The 22,573-nt window shown below is 64.4% G+C and carries 16 protein-coding genes; 10 read left to right on the top strand and 6 right to left on the bottom strand.

The features are described from left to right. Positions 1-33 precede the first annotated feature (33 nt). From U5782_RS01825 to U5782_RS01790, 8 genes are all read left to right on the top strand, one after another. Entirely contained in the window at positions 34-780 is a 747-nt protein-coding gene (locus tag U5782_RS01825; RefSeq protein ID WP_322042157.1) for an ABC transporter ATP-binding protein, read from the top strand. Then, positions 780-2,030 (top strand): ABC transporter permease, encoded by a 1,251-nt coding sequence (locus U5782_RS01820; RefSeq protein WP_322042156.1) that lies wholly within the window; start codon positions 780-782, stop codon positions 2,028-2,030. Before U5782_RS01825 ends, U5782_RS01820 begins: the two co-directional genes overlap by 1 nt. 42 nt (positions 2,031-2,072) lie before the next feature. Beyond that, complete coding sequence (locus tag U5782_RS01815) at positions 2,073-2,828, top strand: outer membrane lipoprotein-sorting protein (RefSeq protein WP_322042155.1); 756 nt, start codon at positions 2,073-2,075, stop codon at positions 2,826-2,828. Positions 2,829-2,954: 126 nt separating this feature from the next. Beyond that, positions 2,955-10,595: an SDR family NAD(P)-dependent oxidoreductase gene (locus tag U5782_RS01810; RefSeq protein ID WP_322042154.1), complete on the top strand. Its 7,641-nt coding sequence runs from the start codon at positions 2,955-2,957 to the stop codon at positions 10,593-10,595. 93 nt (positions 10,596-10,688) lie between these two features. Next, a complete protein-coding gene (locus tag U5782_RS01805) occupies positions 10,689-12,047 on the top strand; it encodes an aminotransferase class I/II-fold pyridoxal phosphate-dependent enzyme (RefSeq protein ID WP_322042153.1) in 1,359 nt (452 codons plus the stop codon). Positions 12,048-12,094: 47 nt separating this feature from the next. Then, on the top strand, positions 12,095-12,382 hold the full coding sequence (locus U5782_RS01800) for a hypothetical protein (RefSeq protein ID WP_322042152.1): 288 nt from the start codon (positions 12,095-12,097) through the stop codon (positions 12,380-12,382). Positions 12,383-12,425: 43 nt separating this feature from the next. Further along, entirely contained in the window at positions 12,426-13,139 is a 714-nt protein-coding gene (locus tag U5782_RS01795; protein WP_322042151.1) for an SOS response-associated peptidase, read from the top strand. 72 nt (positions 13,140-13,211) lie between these two features. Then, positions 13,212-14,228 (top strand): hypothetical protein, encoded by a 1,017-nt coding sequence (locus U5782_RS01790; protein WP_322042150.1) that lies wholly within the window; start codon positions 13,212-13,214, stop codon positions 14,226-14,228. Positions 14,229-14,472: 244 nt separating this feature from the next. Here U5782_RS01790 and U5782_RS01785 read toward each other — a convergent pair whose 3' ends face one another. The 4 genes from U5782_RS01785 to U5782_RS01770 form a co-directional block, all read right to left on the bottom strand. Next, the gene (locus U5782_RS01785; RefSeq protein WP_322042149.1) at positions 14,473-14,877 is read right to left on the bottom strand and encodes a hypothetical protein; all 405 of its coding nucleotides are present in this window, start codon (positions 14,875-14,877) and stop codon (positions 14,473-14,475) included. A gap of 697 nt (positions 14,878-15,574) precedes the next feature. Beyond that, complete coding sequence (locus U5782_RS01780) at positions 15,575-16,861, bottom strand: SUMF1/EgtB/PvdO family nonheme iron enzyme (protein WP_322042148.1); 1,287 nt, start codon at positions 16,859-16,861, stop codon at positions 15,575-15,577. A gap of 148 nt (positions 16,862-17,009) precedes the next feature. After that, positions 17,010-17,765 carry a helix-turn-helix domain-containing protein gene (locus U5782_RS01775; protein WP_322042147.1) on the bottom strand — a complete coding sequence of 252 codons (756 nt, stop codon included), beginning with the start codon at positions 17,763-17,765 and terminating at the stop codon, positions 17,010-17,012. A 176-nt stretch (positions 17,766-17,941) separates the two neighbouring features. Next, complete coding sequence (locus tag U5782_RS01770; RefSeq protein ID WP_322042146.1) at positions 17,942-18,412, bottom strand: universal stress protein; 471 nt, start codon at positions 18,410-18,412, stop codon at positions 17,942-17,944. 379 nt (positions 18,413-18,791) lie between these two features. Between U5782_RS01770 and U5782_RS01765 the strand changes: the two genes are divergently transcribed. Beyond that, a complete protein-coding gene (locus U5782_RS01765) occupies positions 18,792-20,339 on the top strand; it encodes an MFS transporter (RefSeq protein WP_322042519.1) in 1,548 nt (515 codons plus the stop codon). A 196-nt stretch (positions 20,340-20,535) separates the two neighbouring features. Here U5782_RS01765 and U5782_RS01760 read toward each other — a convergent pair whose 3' ends face one another. Further along, positions 20,536-21,126: an acyl-homoserine-lactone synthase gene (locus U5782_RS01760; protein WP_322042145.1), complete on the bottom strand. Its 591-nt coding sequence runs from the start codon at positions 21,124-21,126 to the stop codon at positions 20,536-20,538. Between the two features lie 168 nt (positions 21,127-21,294). Here U5782_RS01760 and U5782_RS01755 point away from each other — a divergent pair, with 168 nt between their 5' ends. Then, on the top strand, positions 21,295-21,621 hold the full coding sequence (locus tag U5782_RS01755; RefSeq protein ID WP_322042144.1) for a helix-turn-helix transcriptional regulator: 327 nt from the start codon (positions 21,295-21,297) through the stop codon (positions 21,619-21,621). On the opposite strand, the gene U5782_RS01750 is transcribed toward U5782_RS01755, so the two are convergent. Next, positions 21,605-22,309 (bottom strand): LuxR family transcriptional regulator, encoded by a 705-nt coding sequence (locus U5782_RS01750; RefSeq protein WP_322042518.1) that lies wholly within the window; start codon positions 22,307-22,309, stop codon positions 21,605-21,607. The genes U5782_RS01755 and U5782_RS01750 overlap by 17 nt on opposite strands. Between the last annotated feature and the right edge of the window lie 264 nt (positions 22,310-22,573).

Raw genomic sequence — 22,573 nt, 5'->3', positions numbered from 1 at the left:
CCGCCCATCGACATATTGATCGAGGAGCCTCACATGACCGTAGTCAACTTGACTCAGGCAAACGAGCCGCTCGTGGAGATGCGCCAGGTCGTCAAGTGTTACCAGCTTGGCGAGTCGCAGATCATGGCGCTCAAGAACGTCGACGTGTCGATCCAGGCGGGCGAGTTCGTCGCCGCCTGGGGGCCGTCGGGTTCGGGCAAGTCCACGCTGTGCAACCTCATCGGCCTGCTCGATACGCCTACCTCGGGCACGGTGCTCTTCGAAGGCCGGGACGCCGCCACGCTCAGCGACGATGCCCGCAGTCGCGCGCGCAACCGCAAGATTGGCTTCGTGTTTCAGGGCTTCAATCTGCTGCCGGTGCTGTCCGCGCTGGAAAACGTGATGTTGCCGTTGCAGGTTGGCCGGCGTGCTTCGCGCGCGTGTGTCGATGCGGCCGAGCGTCGGCTCGCCGATGTGGGGCTCTCGAGCTTCGCCTCGCATCGCCCGTCGAAGCTCTCGGGCGGCCAGCAGCAGCGCGTGGCGATCGCGCGTGCGTTGATCGCCAATCCGCGGCTGGTCGTCGCGGATGAGCCGACCGCCAATCTCGACTCGGACAACGCGCGCCGGATCATCGACCTGATGCGCAGCATCAGCGAGCGCGAGGGCACGACGTTCGTGTTTTCCACGCACGACGAGCGCCTGCTCGAACGAGTCGATCGCCGCATCATGATGCGCGACGGCTCGCTGATCGAAGACCGCAAGCACACGCCGACGGTCAACTACGCGATGGGGAGATACTGATGATGACCTGGTTCAAGCTCGCGCTCAGGAATCTATGGCGCAACGGGCGCCGATCGCTCTTCACGATACTTGCGATCGGCATGGGTTTTCTCGCTGTCAACACGCTCGGCGGCTTCACGCAGTACATCTTCCAGAGCCTCAAGGACAGCTATATCTACGCCGAGGCCAACGGCCATCTCACGGTGTTCAAGCAGGGCTTCCTGTTGCACGGCAAGCTGGAGCCGACGAAATACCTGCTTTCGGAAGGCGACGTGAAGGCAATGCGCGCGATCCTGGCGCGCCATCCCGAGGTGCTCGTCGTGACGCCGCAACTGCAAATATCGGGACTGCTGAGCAATGGCAAGGTCTCCACGATCTTCTTTGCGCCAGGGCGCGTGCCGGGCGATATCCAGGCCATCGCCAGTCACGCGGTGGGGGTAATGGGGCGCGCGAAGCTCTATGACGGCAAGCCCTTGTCCGATCGGCTCGACTACGGCATTGGCATTACGCACGGGCTCTCGCAGCAGTTGAATCTGAAGCTGGGTACAGGCGCGGTAGTGATGTCGCCGACGATATCCGGCCAGATCAACGCACTGGACGCGCAGATCGTGCAGCTCATCGACGCGCCCGATGAAGCGCTGGAAAACTCCTTCGCTGCCGTGCCGCTCAAGTTCGCGCAGAGTCTTTACGACACGAGCGACGTGGACCGTCTCACCATCCTGCTGCGCAACGACACGCATACCGTCGCCCTGCGCGACGAGCTGGAGCGCGAGTTCACCGCAGCGGGACTGGCCGTCGATGTAAAGACGTGGAACGAGCTATCGCCGTTCTATACGAAGGTGAAAAAGATGTTCGACGTGATCTTTCTTATCACCTTCCTGATCGTCTTCACGATCGTCGTCATGAGCATCGTCAACACGGTGACGATGGCGATCATGGAGCGAACGCGCGAGATCGGCACGCTGCGCGCGCTGGGCGTGCGCAGGCGCGGCATTGTCGGCCTGTTCGCGCTGGAGAGCCTGATGCTCGGCGTGTTCGGTGCGTTGCTCGGCGCGGTGCTCAATCTGGGCGTGCTGTGGGCGGTCGCGTGGTTCCAGCCGACCTGGGTGCCGCCGCAGATCAGCCGCGAGGTGCCATTGCAGATCTACTTTGTGCCGCACTACTGGGTCTACAGCATCCTCGCGCTGCTATTGCTGTCGCTGTTTGCTTCGCTGATGCCGGCACGCAAGGCCGCGCGCATGGTGATCGTGAATGCGCTCGGCTATGCGTGAATGCCGTGGAATCAGGCTGTTCTTTTGATGAGGAGAAGGACCATGAAGCGGGCGATAAAGCACATTGTCAGTGTCGCTGGGCTGCTTGCCAGTCTGGCGATCGCGGCCGCGGCGCAAGCGTCGCTCACGCCGCACGAAATCCTCAAGGCCGCCGACGAGGCGCGCGGCAACGTTGCGGGCGTGTCCTGGCAGGTGACCGTCCAGTCCACGGAAAACAACGAAGTGCTCGACGATATGTCGTACGAGATCAAGGCGCGCGGCTTCGACGTCTCGGGCCTCTCGCTTGCGCCGCCGAAGTATCGCGGACAAAAGCTGCTGATGCTCAGTTCGAGCATGTGGTTCTACAAACCGGGCCTGTCGAAGCCGGTGCCGATCTCGCAGCGTCAGAAGTTGCTGGGCGACGCAGCGTATGGCGACATCGCCTCGACCAACTACGCTGAGGACTACGACGCGAACCAGCTTGCCGATGAAACCGTGGATGGCGAGGATTGCTACGTCTTCGACCTCAAGGCGAAGAGCGACAAGACGACCTACGACCGCATCAAGTACTGGGTGTCGAAAAAGCGCCTGCTGGGCGTCATGGCCGAGTACTACACGGTCTCCGGCAAGAAGTTCAAGTCCTCGACGATGGATTACGGCAATCAGATTCGCGTCGATGGCGAGGTGCGTCCGTTTATTTCGCGCATCACGTTCCACAGCACGCTCATGAATAGCGATATCACGTATCTGAATCTGAGCAACCCGCGGATTTCGGCCTTGCCGGACTATGTGTTCGATTTGAATCTTTTCATGCGTTGAGCGCACGAGCGGCGTCAGTCACACCAAGGCATAGCAAGACCTAAAACAGCACGCATCGAGCAGTACACCAGCTAGCGGTAATCGACCAGACAGTCGAACCAGTCAATCGCAACAGGGGACACGCGTATGGATACGCCAATTGCAATTGTGGGGATGGCTTGCCGGTTTCCAGGGGGCGTGAGCAGTCTGCATGATCTATGGGAGCTATTGATCGGGGAGACGGACGCCGTCACGCACATTCCGGCTGAACGCTTCGGCACGGATTTTCATCAGCATCCCGCGAAACGCGAACCGGGGAAAAGTTATACGTTCGCGGCGGGCGTGCTCGACGATGTCATGTCGTTCGACGCGGGTTTTTTCGGCGTCTCGCCGCGTGAGGCCGCGCAAATGGACCCGCAGCAGCGCCTGCTGCTCGAACTCGCCTGGGAGACCTTCGAGGACGCAGGGCACCCGCCCACGCGCTTTGCGGGCAGCCAGTGCGCGGTGTTCGTGGGCGTGTCGAGCCAGGATTACGGCAACCGCAATCTGGACGACCTGAGCATCATCGACGCCTATTCGGCCACCGGGAATACGTCGAGCATCGTGTCGAACCGCATCTCCTATCTGTTCGATCTGCGCGGCCCGAGCATGTCGATCGATACCGCGTGCTCGTCGTCGCTCGTCGCCGTGCATCAGGCCTGTCTCGCGCTGCGCGCGGGCGAGGCCGACTCCGCGCTCGCGGGCGGCGTGAACCTGCTGCTGCATCCGTTCCCGTTCATTGGCTTTTCGAAGGCTTCGATGCTCTCGCCGGGCGGCCGTTGCCGTGCGTTCGACGCGTCGGGCGACGGCTATGTGCGCTCGGAGGGCGGCGCGCTGATTCTGCTGAAAACACTCGAACGCGCGCGCGCCGATGGCGACACGGTGCATGCCGTGATCGTGTCGTCGGGCGTGAATTCGGATGGGCACTCGCAGGGCGGCATCAACGTGCCTGCATCGGCCACTCAGGCGGCGCTGCTCAAGGATGTGTATGCCCGCGCGCGCATCGACCCGCGCGAGGTGCATTACGTCGAGGCGCATGGCACGGGCACGGCCGTGGGCGACCCCGTGGAGGCGCGTGCGCTGGCCGATGTGCTGGGCAGCGGGCGCGCGGCGGACAAGCCGTTGTTGATCGGCTCGGCGAAGTCGAATCTCGGCCATCTGGAGCCCGCCTCGGGCATGGCCGGTCTCTTCAAGACCGTGCTGGGCCTGAAGCATCGCGCGCTGCCCGCGTCGATTCATTTCCGGCAGCCGAATCCCGGCATCGACTTCGCGGGTGGCGGGCTGCGCGTGGTGGATCGCTTTACGCCGATGGATACGCACGCCGGGCCGCTGGTTTTTGGTGTGAATTCGTTTGGCTTCGGCGGCACCAACGCGCACGTCGTGCTGCGCGAGACCGAGCCTGAGCCTGTCGCTCCGTCGCAGCCTCACGCGGCGGTCGTGCCGTTCGAGCACGCCCATCCGCTGCCGCTCGTGCTGAGCGCGCGCTCGCCGCAGGCGCTGCGTGCACTCGCGCGTGCCTACAGCGCGCGGCTCGGGCGTGGCGATCACTGGAACGCGCTGGCGACCGGCGCGGCCCGTAAGCGCGAATGGATGTCCCATCGCGCGGTGCTGGGGCCGACCACGGCGGGCGAGGGCGCGGCCTGGCTCGACCGGCTGGCCGAAGGCGACGACGCCGCGCCGCTCGTGACCGGCACCGCGCCGGCGGGTGCGGGCAAACTCGCGCTGGTGTTCTCGGGCAACGGCGCACAGTGGGCTCAGATGGGGCGACGCCTGCTCGAAGAGGATGCGGGTTTTCGCACGGCGCTCGCCGAACTCGATGTGCTCTGGCAGAACGATGGCAGTTCTTCAGTTGTGGCGGAGTTGCGTGAAGGCGTGAGCGCCGAGCGGCTCGCGCTGACCGAGTGCGCGCAGCCGCTGCTGTTCGCGGTCCAGGTGGGGGTGGTGCGTGTGCTCCAGGCGCGTGGCGTGCGCTTCGATGCGTGCGTGGGCCACAGCGTGGGCGAGGCGGCGGCCGCGTGGGCGGCGGGTGCGCTCACGCTCGAGCAGGCGATCCGGGTCATCAAGGTGCGCAGCGGCGCGCAGGCGCGCACGCGCGGCACGGGCAAGATGGCGGCGGCCGGGCTGAGCGAAACGTCGGCCCGCCAACTGCTCGATACCTTGGGCTTGGCGGATCAACTGGAAATCGCGGGCATCAACAGCCCGCAGTCGGTGACGCTTTCGGGCGCGCCGCAGGCGTTGCAACGGGTGCAGGAACACGCGTTGCAGAACGGCCAGTTCTTCCAGATCCTCGATCTCGATTACGCCTTCCATAGCGACCGCATGGATCCGATCGAAGCGCCCGTCGTTCAGGGCCTGGCCGATCTCGCGCCGCGCGCGACGCACTGCCTGTTCGCCTCGGCGGTGACGGGCGGGATGCTGGACGGCGAGGCGCTCGGCGCGACCTACTGGTGGCGCAATATTCGCGAACCGGTGCGCTTCGAGGCCGCCACCCAGGCGTTGCTCGACGCGGGCGTGACGCTCTTTCTCGAAGTCGGCCCGCATCCGATCCTGCGCACCTATCTCACGCAGACCATTACCCAGGCCAAACGCGCGGGACGCGCCTTGCCGACGCTCGCGCGCAATCAGGACGGCGCGGCGGATCTGCGCGCCGCGCTGCATGGCGCGATCGCCAACGGTGCGGCGCTCGATCTCGACAAGGCCTATCCGTCGAGCGATGCGGCGCAGGCTTGCTGCCTGCCGACCTATCCGTGGCAACGCGAACCGCACATGACGCCCGCGACGGCCGAAGGCTATGGCCTGATTCATCGGCGGCGTGTGCATCCCTTGCTCGGCTATCGCCTGCGCGAGCACGCAGCGGCCTGGGAGAACCAGATCGATCCGCTCAAGCTGCCGATGCTGGCCGATCACGTCGTCGATGGCGCGGTCACGTTCCCCGGCGCGGGCTATGCGGAGATGGCGCTGGCCGCGGCGCGGATTCACTTCGGCGTGCAGGCGTGCGCGCTGGCGAATCTGGAAATCCATACGCCGGTTGTGTTCGAAGAGCAACGTGCGCGTCTTTTTCGCTTCATGATCGATCCGCAGACGGCGAGCTTCAAGATCGAAACCCGCCCGCGCATGAGCGAGGAACCGTGGACGCTCAATGTCACGGGTCGACTGCTCGCGGGTGGACCGGGCGCGAGCGGGGCGTCGCTCGCCATGCTGGAGGCCTTCGAGCGGCAACCCGCGCAAGACGCTGCGACGCTGTATGCGAGCGCAGCGCAGATCGGCCTGACTTACGGCGCGACGTTCCGTTGGGTGAGCGCGCTGCGCGTGGATGGCGATGCCGACGCCGCGCTCGCCGAACTCGCCGTCCCGGCGGCGCTGGCGGAGACGCTGGGCGACTACGTGCTGCATCCGGCGGCGATGGACAGCGGCTTTCATGCGCTCTTCGCGATCCTCGCACGCGACCATGCCGCCGACGATGAGGCGCAGCCCGCCTATGTTCCCGTGCAACTGGCGCGTGTCGACTACTACGACGATGGCGACGCAAACCACGTGGTGCGCGCGCTGGCGCGCATCGTGCGGCGCAATCCGCATTCGCTGGTGGCCTCGTTCACATGGTTCGACGCCAATGGCAGGATCATCGCGAAGATGGACGGCTGCCGCTTCCGGCGCGTGAACTTCTCGCAGCCGCGTGGCACCGGACTGATGCGCCTGCGTTTCGTGGCCGAGGCGCAGCCTTATGCGGCGCAGGCGAGCGCGGCCGCGCTGGCACAGCCCGCCGCGTTGCTCGACGCCGGCGCGGCCACTGCGGCGGCACGTAACGACGTCCAGCAGCGCGAACTGCGACTGGACCAGGTGCTGCCGCTCTTCGACGTGCTGTCGGCCTGCTACGCGCTGCGTGCGGTCGAGGCACTGGGCGCGGTGGGGGCTGCCGCACTGCCTGATACGTACAACGAACCATTGTTCAGACGTCTTGTCGCGATGCTGGTCGAAGATGGCGTGCTCGCGGTCGCGAACGGTCGCATCGAGCGTGGCACCGAAACCCTGCCGCCTACCGAGGAGCTTTGGCGCACGCTGCTTGCGCTATCGCCCGCGCACGCAGCCGAATTGACGCTGATTGCGCTCTGCGGCGCGGCGCTCCCCGCGGTTCTCAAGGGCGAGGTGGCAGCAGGGACGGTGCTGGCGCCATCGAGTAGCGATCTCGTCGGGCATCTGCACGAATCGTCGCCGGGCTGGCTGCATGCGAGTGCACGGGTGCACGGCGCGCTCGAAGCCGCGCTGGAAAGCTGGCGCGAGCCGCGCAAGCTGCGCGTGCTCGAACTTGTTCATCCGGGCACGGCGCTGGTCGCGCCGATTGGCGTCGATCTGGCGGCGCGCTGCGATTACGCGCTGGCAGGCAGTGCCGACGAAATCGGCGCGATCGACCTGAGCGCCACGCCGCTCGTGCGCAGCGTGCGGGTAGAAGCTGGCGGAGCGAGCGGCGAACCGGTGCTGGTGACGGAGCCGGGCCGGCCCGACCACTACGACATCGTGATCGTGCGCAACCGGTTGCGCGCGGGCGCACAGCCCGAGCAACTGCTACGCGCCGTGCGCGAGTGGATGACGCCGGACGCGACGCTCATCGTCGCGAACAGTCTGCCGGGTCGCTTCGAGGACATCGTATTCGGACTCGACGTGGCCGCCTGGACCGGCGAGCGCGCCGACCTGCTCGGCGAACCGCAGATCGAGGCGCTCGTGCGCGCAGCCGGCTTCGAACACCTGGCTTGCGAGACCGAAGGCGAACGTCGCGAAGGCGTGCCGGTCGTGCTGGCCGCGCGCCGTGCGGCCGACGTCGCGCCGACACTCGACACCGCACCGTCGAGCGACACCCGCGCGACGAACTGGCTCGTGCTGTTCGATGGCGCGCAGCGTGAGTCTTTTGCCGAAGCGATCGTGCAGGCGTTCTATGACGCCGACCAGCAGGCGAGGGCGTGTGCGTTGTCGGTGTTCGAGGCGCAAGCGGCCATGCTCACCCAGAACGGTGCGCGGCGTAACGTCGTGTTTGTCGGCGCGAACGATGTGTCACTGCCGCCCGACGCCGATGGTGCGATGGTGATGGCGCAGCAGGAAGGCACGGTGATCGCGCTGGCGCGGCTCGCGCGTTGGCTCGCGACGACTGCCCAGGAGGTTCACGGCGGACTCTGGGTGGTCACGAGTGGCGCTGCGCCGGTTGCTGGCGTTGCCACCCGCGCGCAGTCGATCCGCCCGGATCAGGCGACGCTGTGGGGCCTGGCGCGCGTGCTGATGAACGAGCATACGGAACTGGGCGTGCGCCTCGTCGATATCGAGCCAGGCGTCGAGGGCGCTGCCGCCGCGCTCGTGCGGGAACTGCTGGCGCGCGACAGCGGCGAGGACGAGGTGATGCTGGGCGCGCGTGGGCGCTTCGTCTCGCGCATGCTGCCGGTCGCGCTCGACGAATTGCGCGCCGGGCGCGCGCAGTCCGCTTGCGGCGCGGTGCTCGGGCTCGGCGCGCAGGGGTCGCTGCGCAATCTCGAATGGTTCGCGCAGCCGCCTGTGCCGCTGCGCGACGACGAAGTGGAAATCGAGCCCGTCGCGGCGGGCCTGAACTTCCGCGATGTGATGTACTCGATGGGTCTGTTATCCGACGAGGCTGTCGAGAACGGCTTTGCGGGGCCGACCATCGGCATGGAGTGCGCGGGCCGTATCGTCCGCGTGGGGGCGGCGGTCGATGGCTATGCGCCGGGCGACGCCGTGCTCGGCTTTGCGCCCGCCACCTTCGCGTCGCGCGCGCGCACCTATGCGGCGGCCATCGTGCGCAAGCCCGCGGGCATGACGTTCGAAGAGGCCGCCACGATCCCGACCGTCTTTTTCACGGTCTATTACGCGCTCTGCGAACTGGCGCGCCTGCGCGCGGGCGAGCGCGTGCTCGTGCATGGCGCGGCGGGTGGCGTCGGCATCGCCGCGGTGCAACTCGCCAAGCACCTTGGCGCGGAGGTGTTCGCCACGGCGGGCAGCAACGAGAAACGCGAGTTCGTGCGTCTGCTGGGTGCCGATCACGTGCTCGATTCGCGAACGCTTGCGTTCGCCGAAGAGGTCATGCAGCGCACCGGCGGCGCGGGCGTGGACATCGTGCTCAACTCGCTCGCGGGCGAGGCGATGGTGCGCAGCATCGACGTGCTGAGGCCGTTTGGCCGCTTCCTCGAACTGGGCAAGCGCGACTTCTACAACAACACCCACATCGGCCTGCGGCCACTGCGCAACAACATCAGCTACTTCGGTATCGACGCCGATCAGTTGATGAGCGTGTCGCCGGAATTGACGATCAGGATCTTCGGCACGCTGATGCAGCTGTTCGAGGCGGGCGCGCTGTCGCCGCTGCCGTATCGCGCGTTCGCGGCGGCGCGGGCGGGCGATGCGTTCAGCTACATGCAGCAGGCCCGCCAGATCGGCAAGATCCTGATCGATCTGCGCCAGGGCGCCCCCGCGCCGCAGGCGGCCAGTACCCCGTTATGGCAGGCCTCGGCGCAGGCGACGTATCTCGTCGTAGGCGGCACGAGCGGGCTGGGGTTCGCCACTGCGGGATGGCTCGTGCGGCAAGGTGCGCGCCATCTCGTGCTGGCGAGCCGCAGCGCGAAGCTCACGCCCGAAGGCGAGCGCGAAGTGCAGCGCTGGCGCAACGAGCACGGCGTGACGCTCATGCTGGCCGCGTGCGATGTGGGCGATGCGGCGGCGGTCGAGGCGCTCGTCGCGCGCTGCGACAGCACGCACGCGCCGCTCAAGGGTGTCGTGCATTCGGCGCTCACGATCGCCGACGGGCTCGTGGCGAACCTCGACGACGACAGCATGCGCCGCGTCATGGCGCCGAAGGTTGCGGGCGCATGGAATCTCCACCAGGCCACACGCGGGAAATCGCTCGATTTCTTCGTCGTGTATTCGTCGGCAACGACCTTTCTTGGCAACCCGGGGCAATCGAACTATGTCGCCGCGAACACCTTCCTCGAATCGCTGGTGCTGCTACGCCGCGCATCGGGCCAGCCTGCGACTTTCATGTCGTGGGGACCCATTGACGATGTCGGCTTCCTCGCGCGCAACCAGAAGACACGTGACGCGCTCGAGGCTCGCATCGGCGGGCGCGCGATTACCTCGCACGAGGCGATGAATGCGCTCGAACGCGTGCTCGCGCAAGGGCTGGCGGGTGAGGCGTTATTGCGCGTCGACTGGAGCGAACTCGCGCGCGTGATCCCGGCAGCGCGCGCGCCGCGCTACGTGGAAATGCGCAGCCGCGAGGCCGGCGACGCGCAGGGCATCGCGGGCGCCAGTCTGCGCGACGAGGTCTTGGCGCTCGCGCCAGAGGCGGCGCGCGAGCGCGTGGCCGAGGCCTTGCGCGCCGAGATCGGCCGCATCCTCAATCTCGCCATGACGAAGATCGAACTGGAGCGCCCGGTGCTGGAGATGGGCTTCGATTCGCTGATGGGCATGGAGTTGCGCATGGCGGTGGAGGAGCGTTTGCAGGTGAAGCTCTCCGTGATGATGCTGGCGCAAGGCGCGACGGTGAACTCGCTGGCGCAGCGCATCGTCGAGTTGATGCAGGCGGGCGGTGGTTCGGGCAGCGCGCCTACCGGTGTGGAGGCGTCGCTGGCGCAGCAGGCGGCCGCGCTGGAGCAGGCGCATGCCGTCGAGGTGAGCGCCGAGGCGCTGCAAGCGGTGGCGCAAGCCGCGGGTGCAGCGGACAAACGCGCCGCGTCGGGGCAGGCTAGCCCGGCCTGACGTAGTCGGGAAAACAACGTAGCAGCGATACCAGCACGTACGCCAGGCGCGCACGGACGGCGTCCGGCGCGGACAAAATCCGAGGAGATCGACATGGGAATGGGGCAACAGATCCGGCAGCAGCTTGCCGCCAAGGCGCTCAAGCGCCAGCTCGACCGCGTGGCCGATGGCGTGAGCGGCGTCGCGCCCGGCATGCTCGACGCACCGGCGAAGAGTTCGTCGTCGACGCCCGAGCGCCTGCGCAATGTCGACCAGATGCTGTGCCGCTTCGACACGATGCCGGGTTATCAGCAGGTGGCGATCATGCGGCAGATGCGCGAGCGCTTGCAGCTAGAATCGCCGTTCTTCAAGGTGCACGAAGGCTGCGCGAGCGCCACCACGCAGATTGGCGGCAAGACCTATACGAACTTCGCCAACTACAACTACCTGGGGTTTTCGGGCGATCCCGCGGTGTCGGCGGCGGCGAAGGCCGCGATCGACCGCTACGGCACGTCCGCTTCCGCGAGCCGGATGGTGGCGGGAGAGCGGCCAGTGCATCGCGAGCTGGAACAGGCGCTGGCGAAGCTGTATGGCGTGGACGATTGCGTCGCGCTGGTGAGCGGCCATGCGACCAATGTCACGGTGGTGGGCTCGCTGTTCGGTGCGTCGGATCTGATCGTTCACGACCAGCTTGCGCACAATAGTCTCGTGCAGGGCGCGCAATTGAGCGGGGCGAAGCGGCTCGTGTTCGCGCATAACGACTGGCAGGCGCTCGATGAATTGCTCACGCGTGTGCGGCATCAATATCAGCGCGTGCTGATCGCCATCGAAGGTCTCTACAGCATGGACGGCGATTTGCCGGATCTCGCCCGATTCGTGGAGATCAAGCGCCGTCATTCTGCATTCCTGATGGTCGACGAAGCCCATTCGCTCGGCGTGCTGGGCGCGACGGGACGCGGCATTCACGAGCATTGCGGTATCGATGCGCGCGAGGTGGATATCTGGATGGGCACGCTCAGCAAGACGCTCGCGGGCTGCGGCGGATTCATTGCGGGCGACCAGGCGTTGATCGATATCGTGCGCCATCTTGCGCCCGGCTTTCTCTACAGCGTGGGGCTCGCGCCCGCGCTTGCGGCCGCAGCGCTCACATCAATCGAATGCATGCTCGCCGAGCCGCAGCGCGTCGCGCGCCTGCACGAGCGAGGCCGTCAATTCCTCGAAGAGGCGAGCCGTCTCGGCCTGAATACCGGCCGCAGCGCGGGCTATTCCGTTGTGCCGGTCATCACGGGCAGTACGGTGAAGGCGGTGCGCTGGTGCAACGCGCTCTTCGAAGAAGGCATCAACGTCCAGCCGATTTTCTATCCCGCAGTCGAGGAACGGCTCGCGCGATTGCGATTTTTCATCTGTTCGACGCATACGCCAGAACAGATCAGCGCGACCACCGAAGCGCTGGCGCGCGTAAGCGGCAAGTAGGGGAGCGTGGCGGCAGGTTGATCGCAGTGCCTCTTCAGGAGCCGTTCATGGACGAATGCATGACGCGGCAAGTGCAGCAGATACAGCATATGCAACTCGCCGCAGAAGTCGAGCAGTTGTGCGGTGTGCTCTTCGAACGGTGGTGCGCCCGGCGCTGCGTCGTGGCGCTCGGCTGCCTGATGCGGTACTGGCCGATCGTTTCGCAGTCTGCACAGGGCTTGCACAACCTTTCATCGTCGCTTGAGTACCTCGCTGACTTCGAACAGGACGCACTCGATTTCGACGAGCGGGAATTGATTCTACAAATAATCTGCATTACGAATCATATCGTTTGATCCTGCGCTGCACCCGCACGGGCCGCGTGGACGGGGAGGTCGTATGTGTGTGCGTTACGCGCGGGGGGGCGCCGCGTTCGACTATGTTGCTCCGCTGATGTCGCGCTCCAGCGGCGGTGTCGCGCCCGAGTTCAGGCCGAGCTGGAACGTCCTGCCCGGCACGCGCCAGCCGGTGATTGGCCCGTCGGGCACGGTGCATCGCGTGTACTGGGGGCAGCCCTGTCACGGGGTGCCACGCGCGCATCGGCAGACGGGGCGGCACATGCGTACGATCGTGGACACCTCGGCGGGCGGCGCGGACTCGCCCGCCTGGAGCGCGGTGTGGGCGCATGGCCGCGTGGTCGTGCCTGCCGACGGTTGGTTCGAATGGTGCCCCGCTGTAGATGGGCGTCAACCCTGGTACATCCGCCGCGCGGATCGAGCGCCGCTGTTCATGGCGGCGCTCATCGTGGGCACGCCCGTGGGCGCAGGGCATGGCGCCGACGATGTGCATGACGTCCAGCGTTTCGTGCTGGTGGCGGCCGACGGCCACGCGGGTATGGTGGATCCGCACGCGCGCCAGCCGGCTGTGCTGGCGGCGCCTGATGCGCGCGCATGGCTCGATGCCGGGACATCGGTAGCACGCGCGCTGCGGCTCGTACAGGCCAATGCGCTGACCGCCGATGCGTTCGACCGTTTTCCGGTGAGCCGCGTGGTGAACGATACGGCAAGCGCGGATCGGCCTGGCCTGATCGAGCGGGCCGCGACACGAATGTGAGGTGCCCTCATGGTGGATACATCGCCGATTGTTTTTGTCGAGCCCGTTGCGCGCGGTTTTCGACTGGATGTCATGGCGCGTTCGATTTCGGCCATTCGTGGGGCGTCGCGTCGGCCGGTTTTTGTCGCGACTCGCGCGGATTACGCCTGCCGCGAACTCGCGCGGCACATCGAGCCGACGTGGACCGATGTCCATTTCGTTGCCCCCCTTGCCGGGCAAGATGAGAAGCGCGCAGGCGTGTGCGATCGCCAGGCCGTCGACGACATGATCGACGCCGTCGCGGACGTCGTCGCACGATCGGCGCAGGCCGATCTCGTGTTTCTGGGCGCGGACGACTATCTCGGCGCGTTGGCGAGCCGGTTGCCGGCGTATCGGGATCGTCTGGGCTCGGCTCGCCCGTTTGTGTTTCTCTACAACACGGAGCGACTCCGCGCGCAGCCGTTCGGCGAGGACGCGACGCTGCTCGCCTTCGATGAAACGCTGCATGAGCGGCCGCCCGGTACGCGCGTCGCGAAGGGCTTGCCCGATCCGTGGCATGGGCACTTCTCGCGCGGGCAGCGCCAGCGCGTACGCGAGGCCATCGGCCTCGAACCGGAGGCGATCCTCGTTGCGTTGAACCTGGATCGATTGCTGGACGATGACGACCCATCGGCGCTCGCGGACATGGAACGGCTCGCCCAGATTCCGTGCGTGCATTTCGCGTTGCACGGCAGCGTCTGGAGCTTGCGCGACGCCCGTTTCAGGCAGCTAGCCAAACGATATGGACAACGATTGATTTACGCAGGGACATCGCACAAGGTTCATGGCGACATCCGCTTGATCGCCGCGGCGGATCTGTTGCTGAGCGGCGTGGATGCTTCGCCGTGCGAGAGACACGCCGGCGATGCGCGTCCGATGCGCGCGGCGGCGTTGGGCAGTGCATTCGACCGCGACGTGAGACGCTTGATGCTCGACAGCGTCGAAGCGGTGCGCGAGATGCCCACGGCCAGCATGAAGCTGATGCGCGACGAACTCGACCGCCGCGCCGACGAACGATTGAACTGCGCGTTCGGCATGCAGTTGCGGTCGGCGATCCGGCGGGGCGAGTAAGGCGCGCGGCCTGGAGTATGAATCATGCAACGGTTAGCGCTCGCCAGGAGCGACAAGAGGTTTCGATTTGATCGGGGGGCAGACGATTGTCTGCCCCGGCACCAACAAATGCGGCACAACTGGCGGCCCAACGACTCTCTCGATTACAAAAAATAACTGGCCGTCATTTCTCCCTTGCCGCATCGTCGGATGATCAAGCGGCGCTCGTCAGCACGGTAGCCGGCTGGTGGAGTAGGTCGACTATTTATCGATTAAGCGTAGGATTGGTTGCCGTAATAAACGGATCGAAAGTAAGGTGGACGTTATTTTCGAGAAGCATGGTAAGGGTGTATTGCACGTTGTTGCCCGTGCTATTGACGCGCCCACCCCAAACCGTTCCATCGTATTGCGGATATCGTTGCGGGTTAACCATGTTGGGAATGGCCTGACCGCCAAACCCAAGGATGGAGATCTGCTCGCCCGGGTTGATTGAAAGTGCCGACCAGACGATGGTGTCACCGTTTTCGCAACGCGTTCGCAACTCGTTGGAACCCTCCGATCCATCACCGCTGTAGCCGGTCGAGTCGACCATGAAAACGTATTTTCCAAGATTGTTTTCAGCAATCGCCTTGGCCACGTTGACCAGCACGCTCACATAGAGCGTTGCCATGAAAACCCCCAATGCGTGAAATGTAAGATGGAACACCTCGGTCCTGACATGGCTTGAAGTGATACTTCGTAGTGCGAATAAACAGAGGAAGACTACGGGATCCCGTTTCTTGGTGGGATGTTGCGTGACAGAAGATATGGGTAGCGCCGTCACGCCAAGCGGAATATAGGAGACATTGTTTAGAAATGAACCTCTCAAGATTGATAGGTCCGGGTAGGGTAAGGAGAAGTTAGATGCGGGAATCCGCGTAGGTCTGATTCAGGGCTGGGTTTTTTTAGGGTGATTATCTGTCATATTAATCTGACATCCTTGGGAATTAAGTCGGTATCGATATTGTGTGACGGGTAATGCATCGATATACGACGAAGTCATCCGTATCCCGACACCGCGGGTTGAGTCGTTGTGGAGAATCACTGTTTCCACACGAAAACAATAACGGTGTACTAATTATTTAGATGGATGAGACTGACTTTTATCGTCGCAGAATCAAGGGGGAAGAGGCTGACCGGTACGACCGGAGACGGGGCTCATGCAGTCAGGTATGACGATCTGCTGCGGTGTTGCGCATACGTTCGTGCTTCAATCACGATGTGTACATGCACCTTGCGCCCGGCTCCAGTCTATGTCTGTCACGCTCCAGCTACCAACAGGCAGGTGGGAGGAAAGCATAAGCGTTCCAACGACATCAACTTATGCCTTATTTACCACCCACACACCGAAACCCCGCATATACGTACTGATATCTCGGCTGAAACCAGTTACGAAACGTGGGCCGCAACATGCACGCTGCCGTGCGTGAGGAACCGCCCTTCATCGCGTAATGCTGCCCGTCGAAGAAGTTCGCCGAGTAGCCTTCGTAAAACGGAAACGGCTCGAATCCCGGCAGCGGTCCAAATATCGTCGAAGTCCACTCCCAGCCGTTGCCATACAGCCCTTCCACGCCCCACGTACTCGCACTATCGGGCGTAGCGTCCACGGCCACAGGATTCCAGTTGCGGAAATCGAAGTTGTCGGTCGCGCCCGGCAGTGCGCCGTGGGCCGCGCGCTGCCACTCGGCCTCGCTCGGCAGTCTTGCGCCGCGCCAACGCGCGAATGCGCTCGCTTCGGCGTGACTCACATAGACCGGCCAGGCAAGCGGCAACGGAATGTCTTCGAACATCGTCCGCAGACGCCAGCCTTGCCGCGCGTCACGTACCCAGAAGACGGGATGCTCGATACCTTCTGCTTCCTTCCATGCCCAGTTGGCGTCATCCCACCATTCTTTGCGCCGATAACCACCGTCGGCGACGAAATCGAGGTAAGCGCCGTTCGACACCATATGCCGATCGATCTCGAAGGCCGGCACGTCCACCTGCTGCTCGCCGAATTCGTTGTCCCAGCCAAACAGCCCACGTTCGTGAGTCATGCCGAGTTCCGTGCGGCCGGCCGGCACGTTCACCATCGCGGGCGTCGCAGAGTAAAGATGATCCGCGAATGCGCGTGCGCCAGCCGACTGTTTCTGCGCGAAGGGCAACTGGTGGAGCATGTAGGCCAGCGTTTCGACGTGCATCAGCCGATGCTCGATCGCCACGTTAAGTAGCTGTGCTGGCGTGTCGTGCTGCGGCGCGTCATGTGGCAAATCCAGTGCGGCGAGGCACGCGTCGATGCGTGCGCGGGCGTCGTGCGCGTAGGCACGGACTTCGGCGAGGCGCGGCCAGTCGGCGGGCGTGTCGGTGGGAAAGGCGCCATCGACGGGATCGATGCCGAAGGCGAACAACTGGTCGAGGCGCGCGTCGGCCGACGGCACGTCGAACAGCCGTTGATCCAGCAGATTACGATCGAACGCTTCGAGATGGCCTATATAGAACACGATACGGTGGCGCTCGCGGATCGGGCGCTCGTACAGGAATTCGGGCTTGACGATGTCGAAGAGGGCGTCGCTCGCGGCGCGCGCTGCGGCGAGCCGGGCGGCGAGTGTCGGCGGGGGCGTGAGCGGGAGCTGCATTGCGGCGAGTCTCCTGACTTGAGCGGCGTGTTTCAGACTTTAACCGCTGCGCAGGAGTTGTGCCAACGCGCCTTTGGCTGCCAATGCGAACGCGCCGCCCGTAGCGTGATACGGGGCGGCGCGTTGGTGGAGGCGGCTGGCGTGCGTTTCAGAGGTGGCGCAGGCCTTCGATATCGATAATGCGGATCAGCTTGCCTTGCGCGTCGATCAGGCCGCGCTTTTGAAATCTCGACAGGGTGCGGCTGACCGTTTCGAGCGTCATGCCGAGGTAGCTGCCCATGTCCTCGCGCGTCATGCGCAGGTTGAATTCCGCATAGGAGTAGCCGCGCTGGCCGTTGCGCTCGGAGACGTCGAGCAGAAAAGCGGCGACCCGTTCATCGGCGGAGAGGGAGCCGAGCACCATCATCTGCGACGATTCGCGGATCAACTGTTCGCTCATGAGCCGATTCAGGCGGTCCTGCATGGCGCCGGTTTCGCGGCACAAATGCTTGAGCGCCGAGTAAGGGATGATGCACACGGAGCTGTCCTCGAGCGCCACGGCGCTCCAGCTGTGAGCCTCTGTACTGATGCCGTCGATGCCGAGCGGGTCGCCGGCGAGACGCAGGCCCGTGACCTGTTCGCGGCCGTCGCGATGGGCCATGACGGTCTTGAGCGAACCCGAGCGCACGGCGTAGAGCGTATCGAACGCGTCGCCGGCGCGATACAGGGCGTCGCCGCGACGCACGCTGCGCGCGTTGCAGATCAGCGCTTCCAGCTTGGGCAGGTCGTCCTGCGTCAGACCCTGGGGCATGCAGAGATGACGCATCGCACAGCTCGAGCATCGCGCTGTGGTGCGCGGGTTGGCGGGGGGCGTGCGGTTGGCACGGCGCACGGTGGCGTGAGTGACGCGGGGCGGGGTCAGCATTCGCTTGCTCCTGTGATCGGGTTTCGGAGCATTCTTGACCGCGTTTAAATCTCAAAATGGCGACAAAACGCCGCGCTTTTGAGATGCCGGCGCTTGCGCCTTGTCAGAAGCCGCTTTCGCGGTATCTGATCAGGCGCAAGGGGCTAAAGAAAGACAGGATTCGCAGGCTTATCTATTTATTTGGCGTCCGTTTCCGTCGCACCGGCGGCCGTCGGAATCAGCAGCACAGGTAGCGCCGACTGGCGCACGCAGCGTTCGGCCACGCTGCCGAGAATCAGGCGCTGGAAACCGCGCCGTCCGTGCGTGCCCATCACGATCAGGTCGGCGCCTTGCGCCTTCGCGGCGTTGAGCACGAGCGTGGGCACATCGTCGAGCGAAGACGCTTCGCCCGTTACCATCGCGCCTTGCACGCCGCGCGCGCTCATCGCGCGGTTCATGTCTTCGGCGAGCTCGTTGCCCTGGGCAATCATCTGGTTGCGCAGGATCGACGGATCGTAACCTGGTGCATCGAAATACATCGGCGTGTTTTCGATCACGTAGAACGGTTGCAGGGTCGAGCCCATTGCTTTGGCAAGGTCGAGCGCGGCTTCGAATGCGCGGCGCGACGTGTCACTGCCGTCGACCGCGACCAGGATGCGTTTGTACATGGAACCTCCGCTTGAGTGGAACGGGGATGCGCGCGCCGGAGCATCGAGTGCGTTTCGCAGGCAGCGGTGCGCGGCCGCTATCTATCTCCTCTGACTTTAAAGGATTGACTGAAAAGATGCAGTGTCGATGTATGAAATATGGAAGTCGGATGAAGGAGATCAAGATGTGTGCGTCGGAAGGTCGCCGAGAGAATCTGTTGGAATAAGCTGAAAGGTTGTAGGGAAATGGGGCGCGTGGGGGCTGTGTACGCTTTTAGTCCGGTTGCGCAGGCGTCGTCGGGCCGTTATCGTTGCGTCTCTTCCGCACTCCCGCGCCGCAGCATTCCAATCCGTGACTTCTACCCATTCCCCCTTGCCGTTTCGCGACGCGTTGCTGGCCATGCTTGGCATTGGCCTCGTCAATATGCTGGTCGCGCTCGACCAGACTGTCGTGAGTACCGCGTTGCCGTCGATCGTCGCCGAACTGCATGGCTTTCAGTATTACGCGTGGATCGCAAGCGCCTATCTGCTGGCGTCGGTCGTGACCGTGCCGGTGTTCGGCCGGCTGGGCGATTACTTTGGGCGCAAGCGTTTCGTGCTGGCCGCGGTGATCGTTTTCACGCTGGCTTCGGTACTGTGCGGGCTCGCAACCGACATGCGTTTTCTGGCGGCGGCGCGCGCGCTCCAGGGCGTGGGCGGCGGGATGATGGTGGGCACCGCGTTCGCCTCGATTCCCGATCTCTTTCCCGATCCCCGCGCCCGCGTGCGATGGCAGGTGGTGATGGCGGCGGCTTACGGCATCGGCACGGCGGCGGGGCCGTCGCTCGGCGGCTGGCTCTCCGAGCATTTCGGCTGGCGCTCGACCTTCATGGTGAATTTGCCGGTGGGCGTGCTGGCGCTCTACTTCATCTGGGCGCATTTGCCCGCGTATCGACCCGCGCGCACGGGTGAGATCCGTATCGACTGGACCGGCGCGGTGCTGGTCGCGCTCGTACTCGGCGGTTTTCAGACGGTGATCGAAGCGGTGCCGAAGGACGGCCTCACGCCCGGCAATCTCGTGCTGATCGCGCTTGTGGCGATCGGCGCGATCGCCTTGCTGGTCTGCGAGCGGCGCGCCACCCATCCGATCATCCCGCTCGACCTCTTTCGCGATCCGCAGCTCGTCACGCTGTTTACCTTGTCGGTGCTCTCGGGCTTCGTGATGTTCTCGCTGATCTTTTTCGCGCCGCTGCTCTTGCAGGGTGGCTTCGGCCTGTCGCCGCAGCAGGCCGGTCTGCTGGCCACGCCGATCGCGGCCTGCATTGCGCTAGGCAGCCTCGTCAACACGCGTATCGTGATTCACCTGAAAAAGCCGACCGCCATTTTGAGTGTGGGCTTTGGCCTGCTGGTGGCGGCTTCGGTGGGCCTGGTGTTCGCCACGGGTACGACGCCGCATCTGTGGCTCGAGTTGGCGATGGCCGCAACCGGCATCGGGCTCGGCTTCATTCTCAACAATCTCAACGTGTTCGGGCAGGAGATCGCGGGGCGCGAGCGCTTCGGCATCACGACGGCGCTGCTGCAATCGACGCGCATGGTGGGCGGCATGCTCGGCACGAGCGTCGTGGCGACGATCGTCAACCATCGCTATGCGGCGGGCATCGGCGATGCGCTCGCCGTGCTCGGGGCGCCGGGCGCGGCGCGCTGGCAGCCACAGCTGTCGGACCCGCGCGTGCTGATCGATCCGGCACTGCGCGATGCGCTGACGCTCCATATGAAAACCGCGGGCCTCGATGGCGCGGCGCTCATCGAGGCGGTGCGGCATGTGCTGGTCGATGCCATTCATCTAGGCATCGGGTTGACGGGTTTCGCGGCGCTGGTGGCGGCGCTTTGCGTGCGCCGTATCTCGCATATCCGCTTCAGCCGTGCCGCCACGTCCGCGCCGGAAAACAAGCCGGCCCAATCCGTTTGACGGCTTTTCTTTTGGCCGATGGGGGGCTATCTCGCCTGAAGCGCGTGTGAGTGGTCCGCCCGCTGCGGTGGTTTCACCCACCTTCGGCACAATTCGTCAGACAAAAGCGTAAGCTTGCCTGACGGGTGCCACGGACCACGGCACAGGAAACAGGGTCGATTCCGGCCTCTCGGCGCCTCTTGGTTCTCTCGTGGCTTCAAGCGGCATTGGCCATCTGGCCGAAGAGCGCGTTGCGCGTCTGTTCGCTGACGGAGATCTCCAGCGCGACCGCGTTTTCCACGCCGATCCGCACGGGTGCGCCAAGGCGGCCGATTTCAATGCCAGTGCGGCGCAGCATGCGCTCGATCGGCGTGGTCGTGACGGTCACATAGCGCGAAATGCCCATGCGGTCGGCGAACCAGACGAGCGAATGGATCGCGCGCATCGTCACGTCGGCGAAGCCGAAAGCCTGTTCGTTGCTGGATTCGATGGCGAAACGGCTGAGTTCCCAGATGTTGCGGCCGGTGGGCGCATCCTGGCCGTGCAGGAGCTGCGGGAAGGTGTCGCGCAGCATGTTGGGGCCCTCGGTGGGCATCAGACGCCAGCAGCCACGGACCTTGCCGCCGCCGTCCTGGATCAGCATGTAATGGGGTCCGAGCGCGTCGTACCCGTCGATTTCCATGCCGGCGATGGTGGGAATGTCCCAGCCCATGCGATCGCGGAAAACCCGCGCACGCAGCCGATACATCTCGTTGATGTCCTCGTTGTCGAATTCCTGACGCAGTCCGATCCGAATCGCAGCTTGCATGACAACTCTCCCTTTTTCGTTTGGAGGGGCAGCGGTATGGATCGAAAGCTATGCGTTATGAATATAAAAAAACACCTATCCAGATAGGTAGGTGCGCAGGGAGGGGCAGTTCGGGAGAATGGCGGGGCGGCAGTCAATCAACCGGCATATCTGAGAGCGAGATACAAAATGGAACTTCTGGACAATCAATGGCAGGCGGGCACGAACTCCCTTCACAATGCAGGGGACCTGTCGTCGGTAATCGACCGGGTCCTGATCATCGCGTATCGGAAAAAGAAGAAGGAAAGCCAGCGCCGCTTCTGGGCGCGCTTCGGCGTGACGCAGTCGCGTGGCAGCCGGTTTGAATCGGGCGCGGAAATTCCGCCGCCGGTGTCGATCCTGCTGGGTCTGTACTTCAACAAGACGATTTCGGACGGCGATCTGGGTCGTGCGGAGCGCGTGCTGCGTCGCCCGGACCTGCCGTCGTCGATGGCGATGTTCAGCCCGGGTCAATAAGACCCATCTGGGTGGCAATCACGGCTGCCGCGCGCCGTGAGTTCACACCGAACTTCCCGCGAATGTTCTTCATGTGGAAGTTCACCACTGCTTCTGAGCAGTTGAGGATGTGCGAAATCTCCCAGGTGGACTTGCCGAGGGCAGTCCACTTGAGGCATTCCTTCTCACGAGGCGTGAGTTTGGGAATCAGCGATTGAGCATGGTCGCCCAGATGCCGCTGGCTGGTATCGAGCACCAGATCCCGTAGCAGCACCAGATTCGGCAGCGCACGGTTCACGTCCTGCCAGAACGAGTCCGTCGGGCTCGCATCATTCACGAAGCACAGCATGCCCGCCTCCTGGCGCGGGCCATGGATCGGCAGGGTCACACCCGCGCGCAGACCATGTGAGCGTGCTTCTTCATACATCGTTTGCTGCTGTTCGGTGGCAAACAGTTCCGGCGACCAGATGAGCGGCGACGAGCGCGTTGCGCAGTGCGTCACGGTCGGATCGAAATACGCCATGCCGTGATCGGTATAGCTTTGCCGCCACGCGCTCGAATAGTTCGTGCGGATGAACGCATCCTCGAGTCGCATGCCCGGGCGCGGCAGGATCGCCAGCATGACCTGGCCGAATCCCCACGAACTGGCGAGCTGAGACACCGCATCGAACCACGCTGAATCCTCAGGCGCGTCGAGCACGGATGACATCTGCTCAATGAAATGTAGAGGCACGTCAAGACTCTCCATCGGCGGTGGGCCAGACCGCAGGCGTCGCATGGGCGAGCTGCTGCCCTCGCTAGCCTCGCTTCTTATGATGTAACAATTTATCACTAAATTCCGCAATGATCGTCTTTATCCCCTGGCGGCGTGGGCTTTGCGCCAGGGATTTCCCCGTGCTTCGGGGAAAGTCCCTGGCGCGAATTCGGTCATTGCTGAACAAAAGTGCTGTTTTCATAGGGGAGGGCGTGCAGG

This window comes from Paraburkholderia sp. J67, assembly GCF_905220265.1.
Classification (GTDB): domain Bacteria; phylum Pseudomonadota; class Gammaproteobacteria; order Burkholderiales; family Burkholderiaceae; genus Paraburkholderia.
This window is presented reverse-complemented; position numbering and strand designations above follow the sequence as displayed.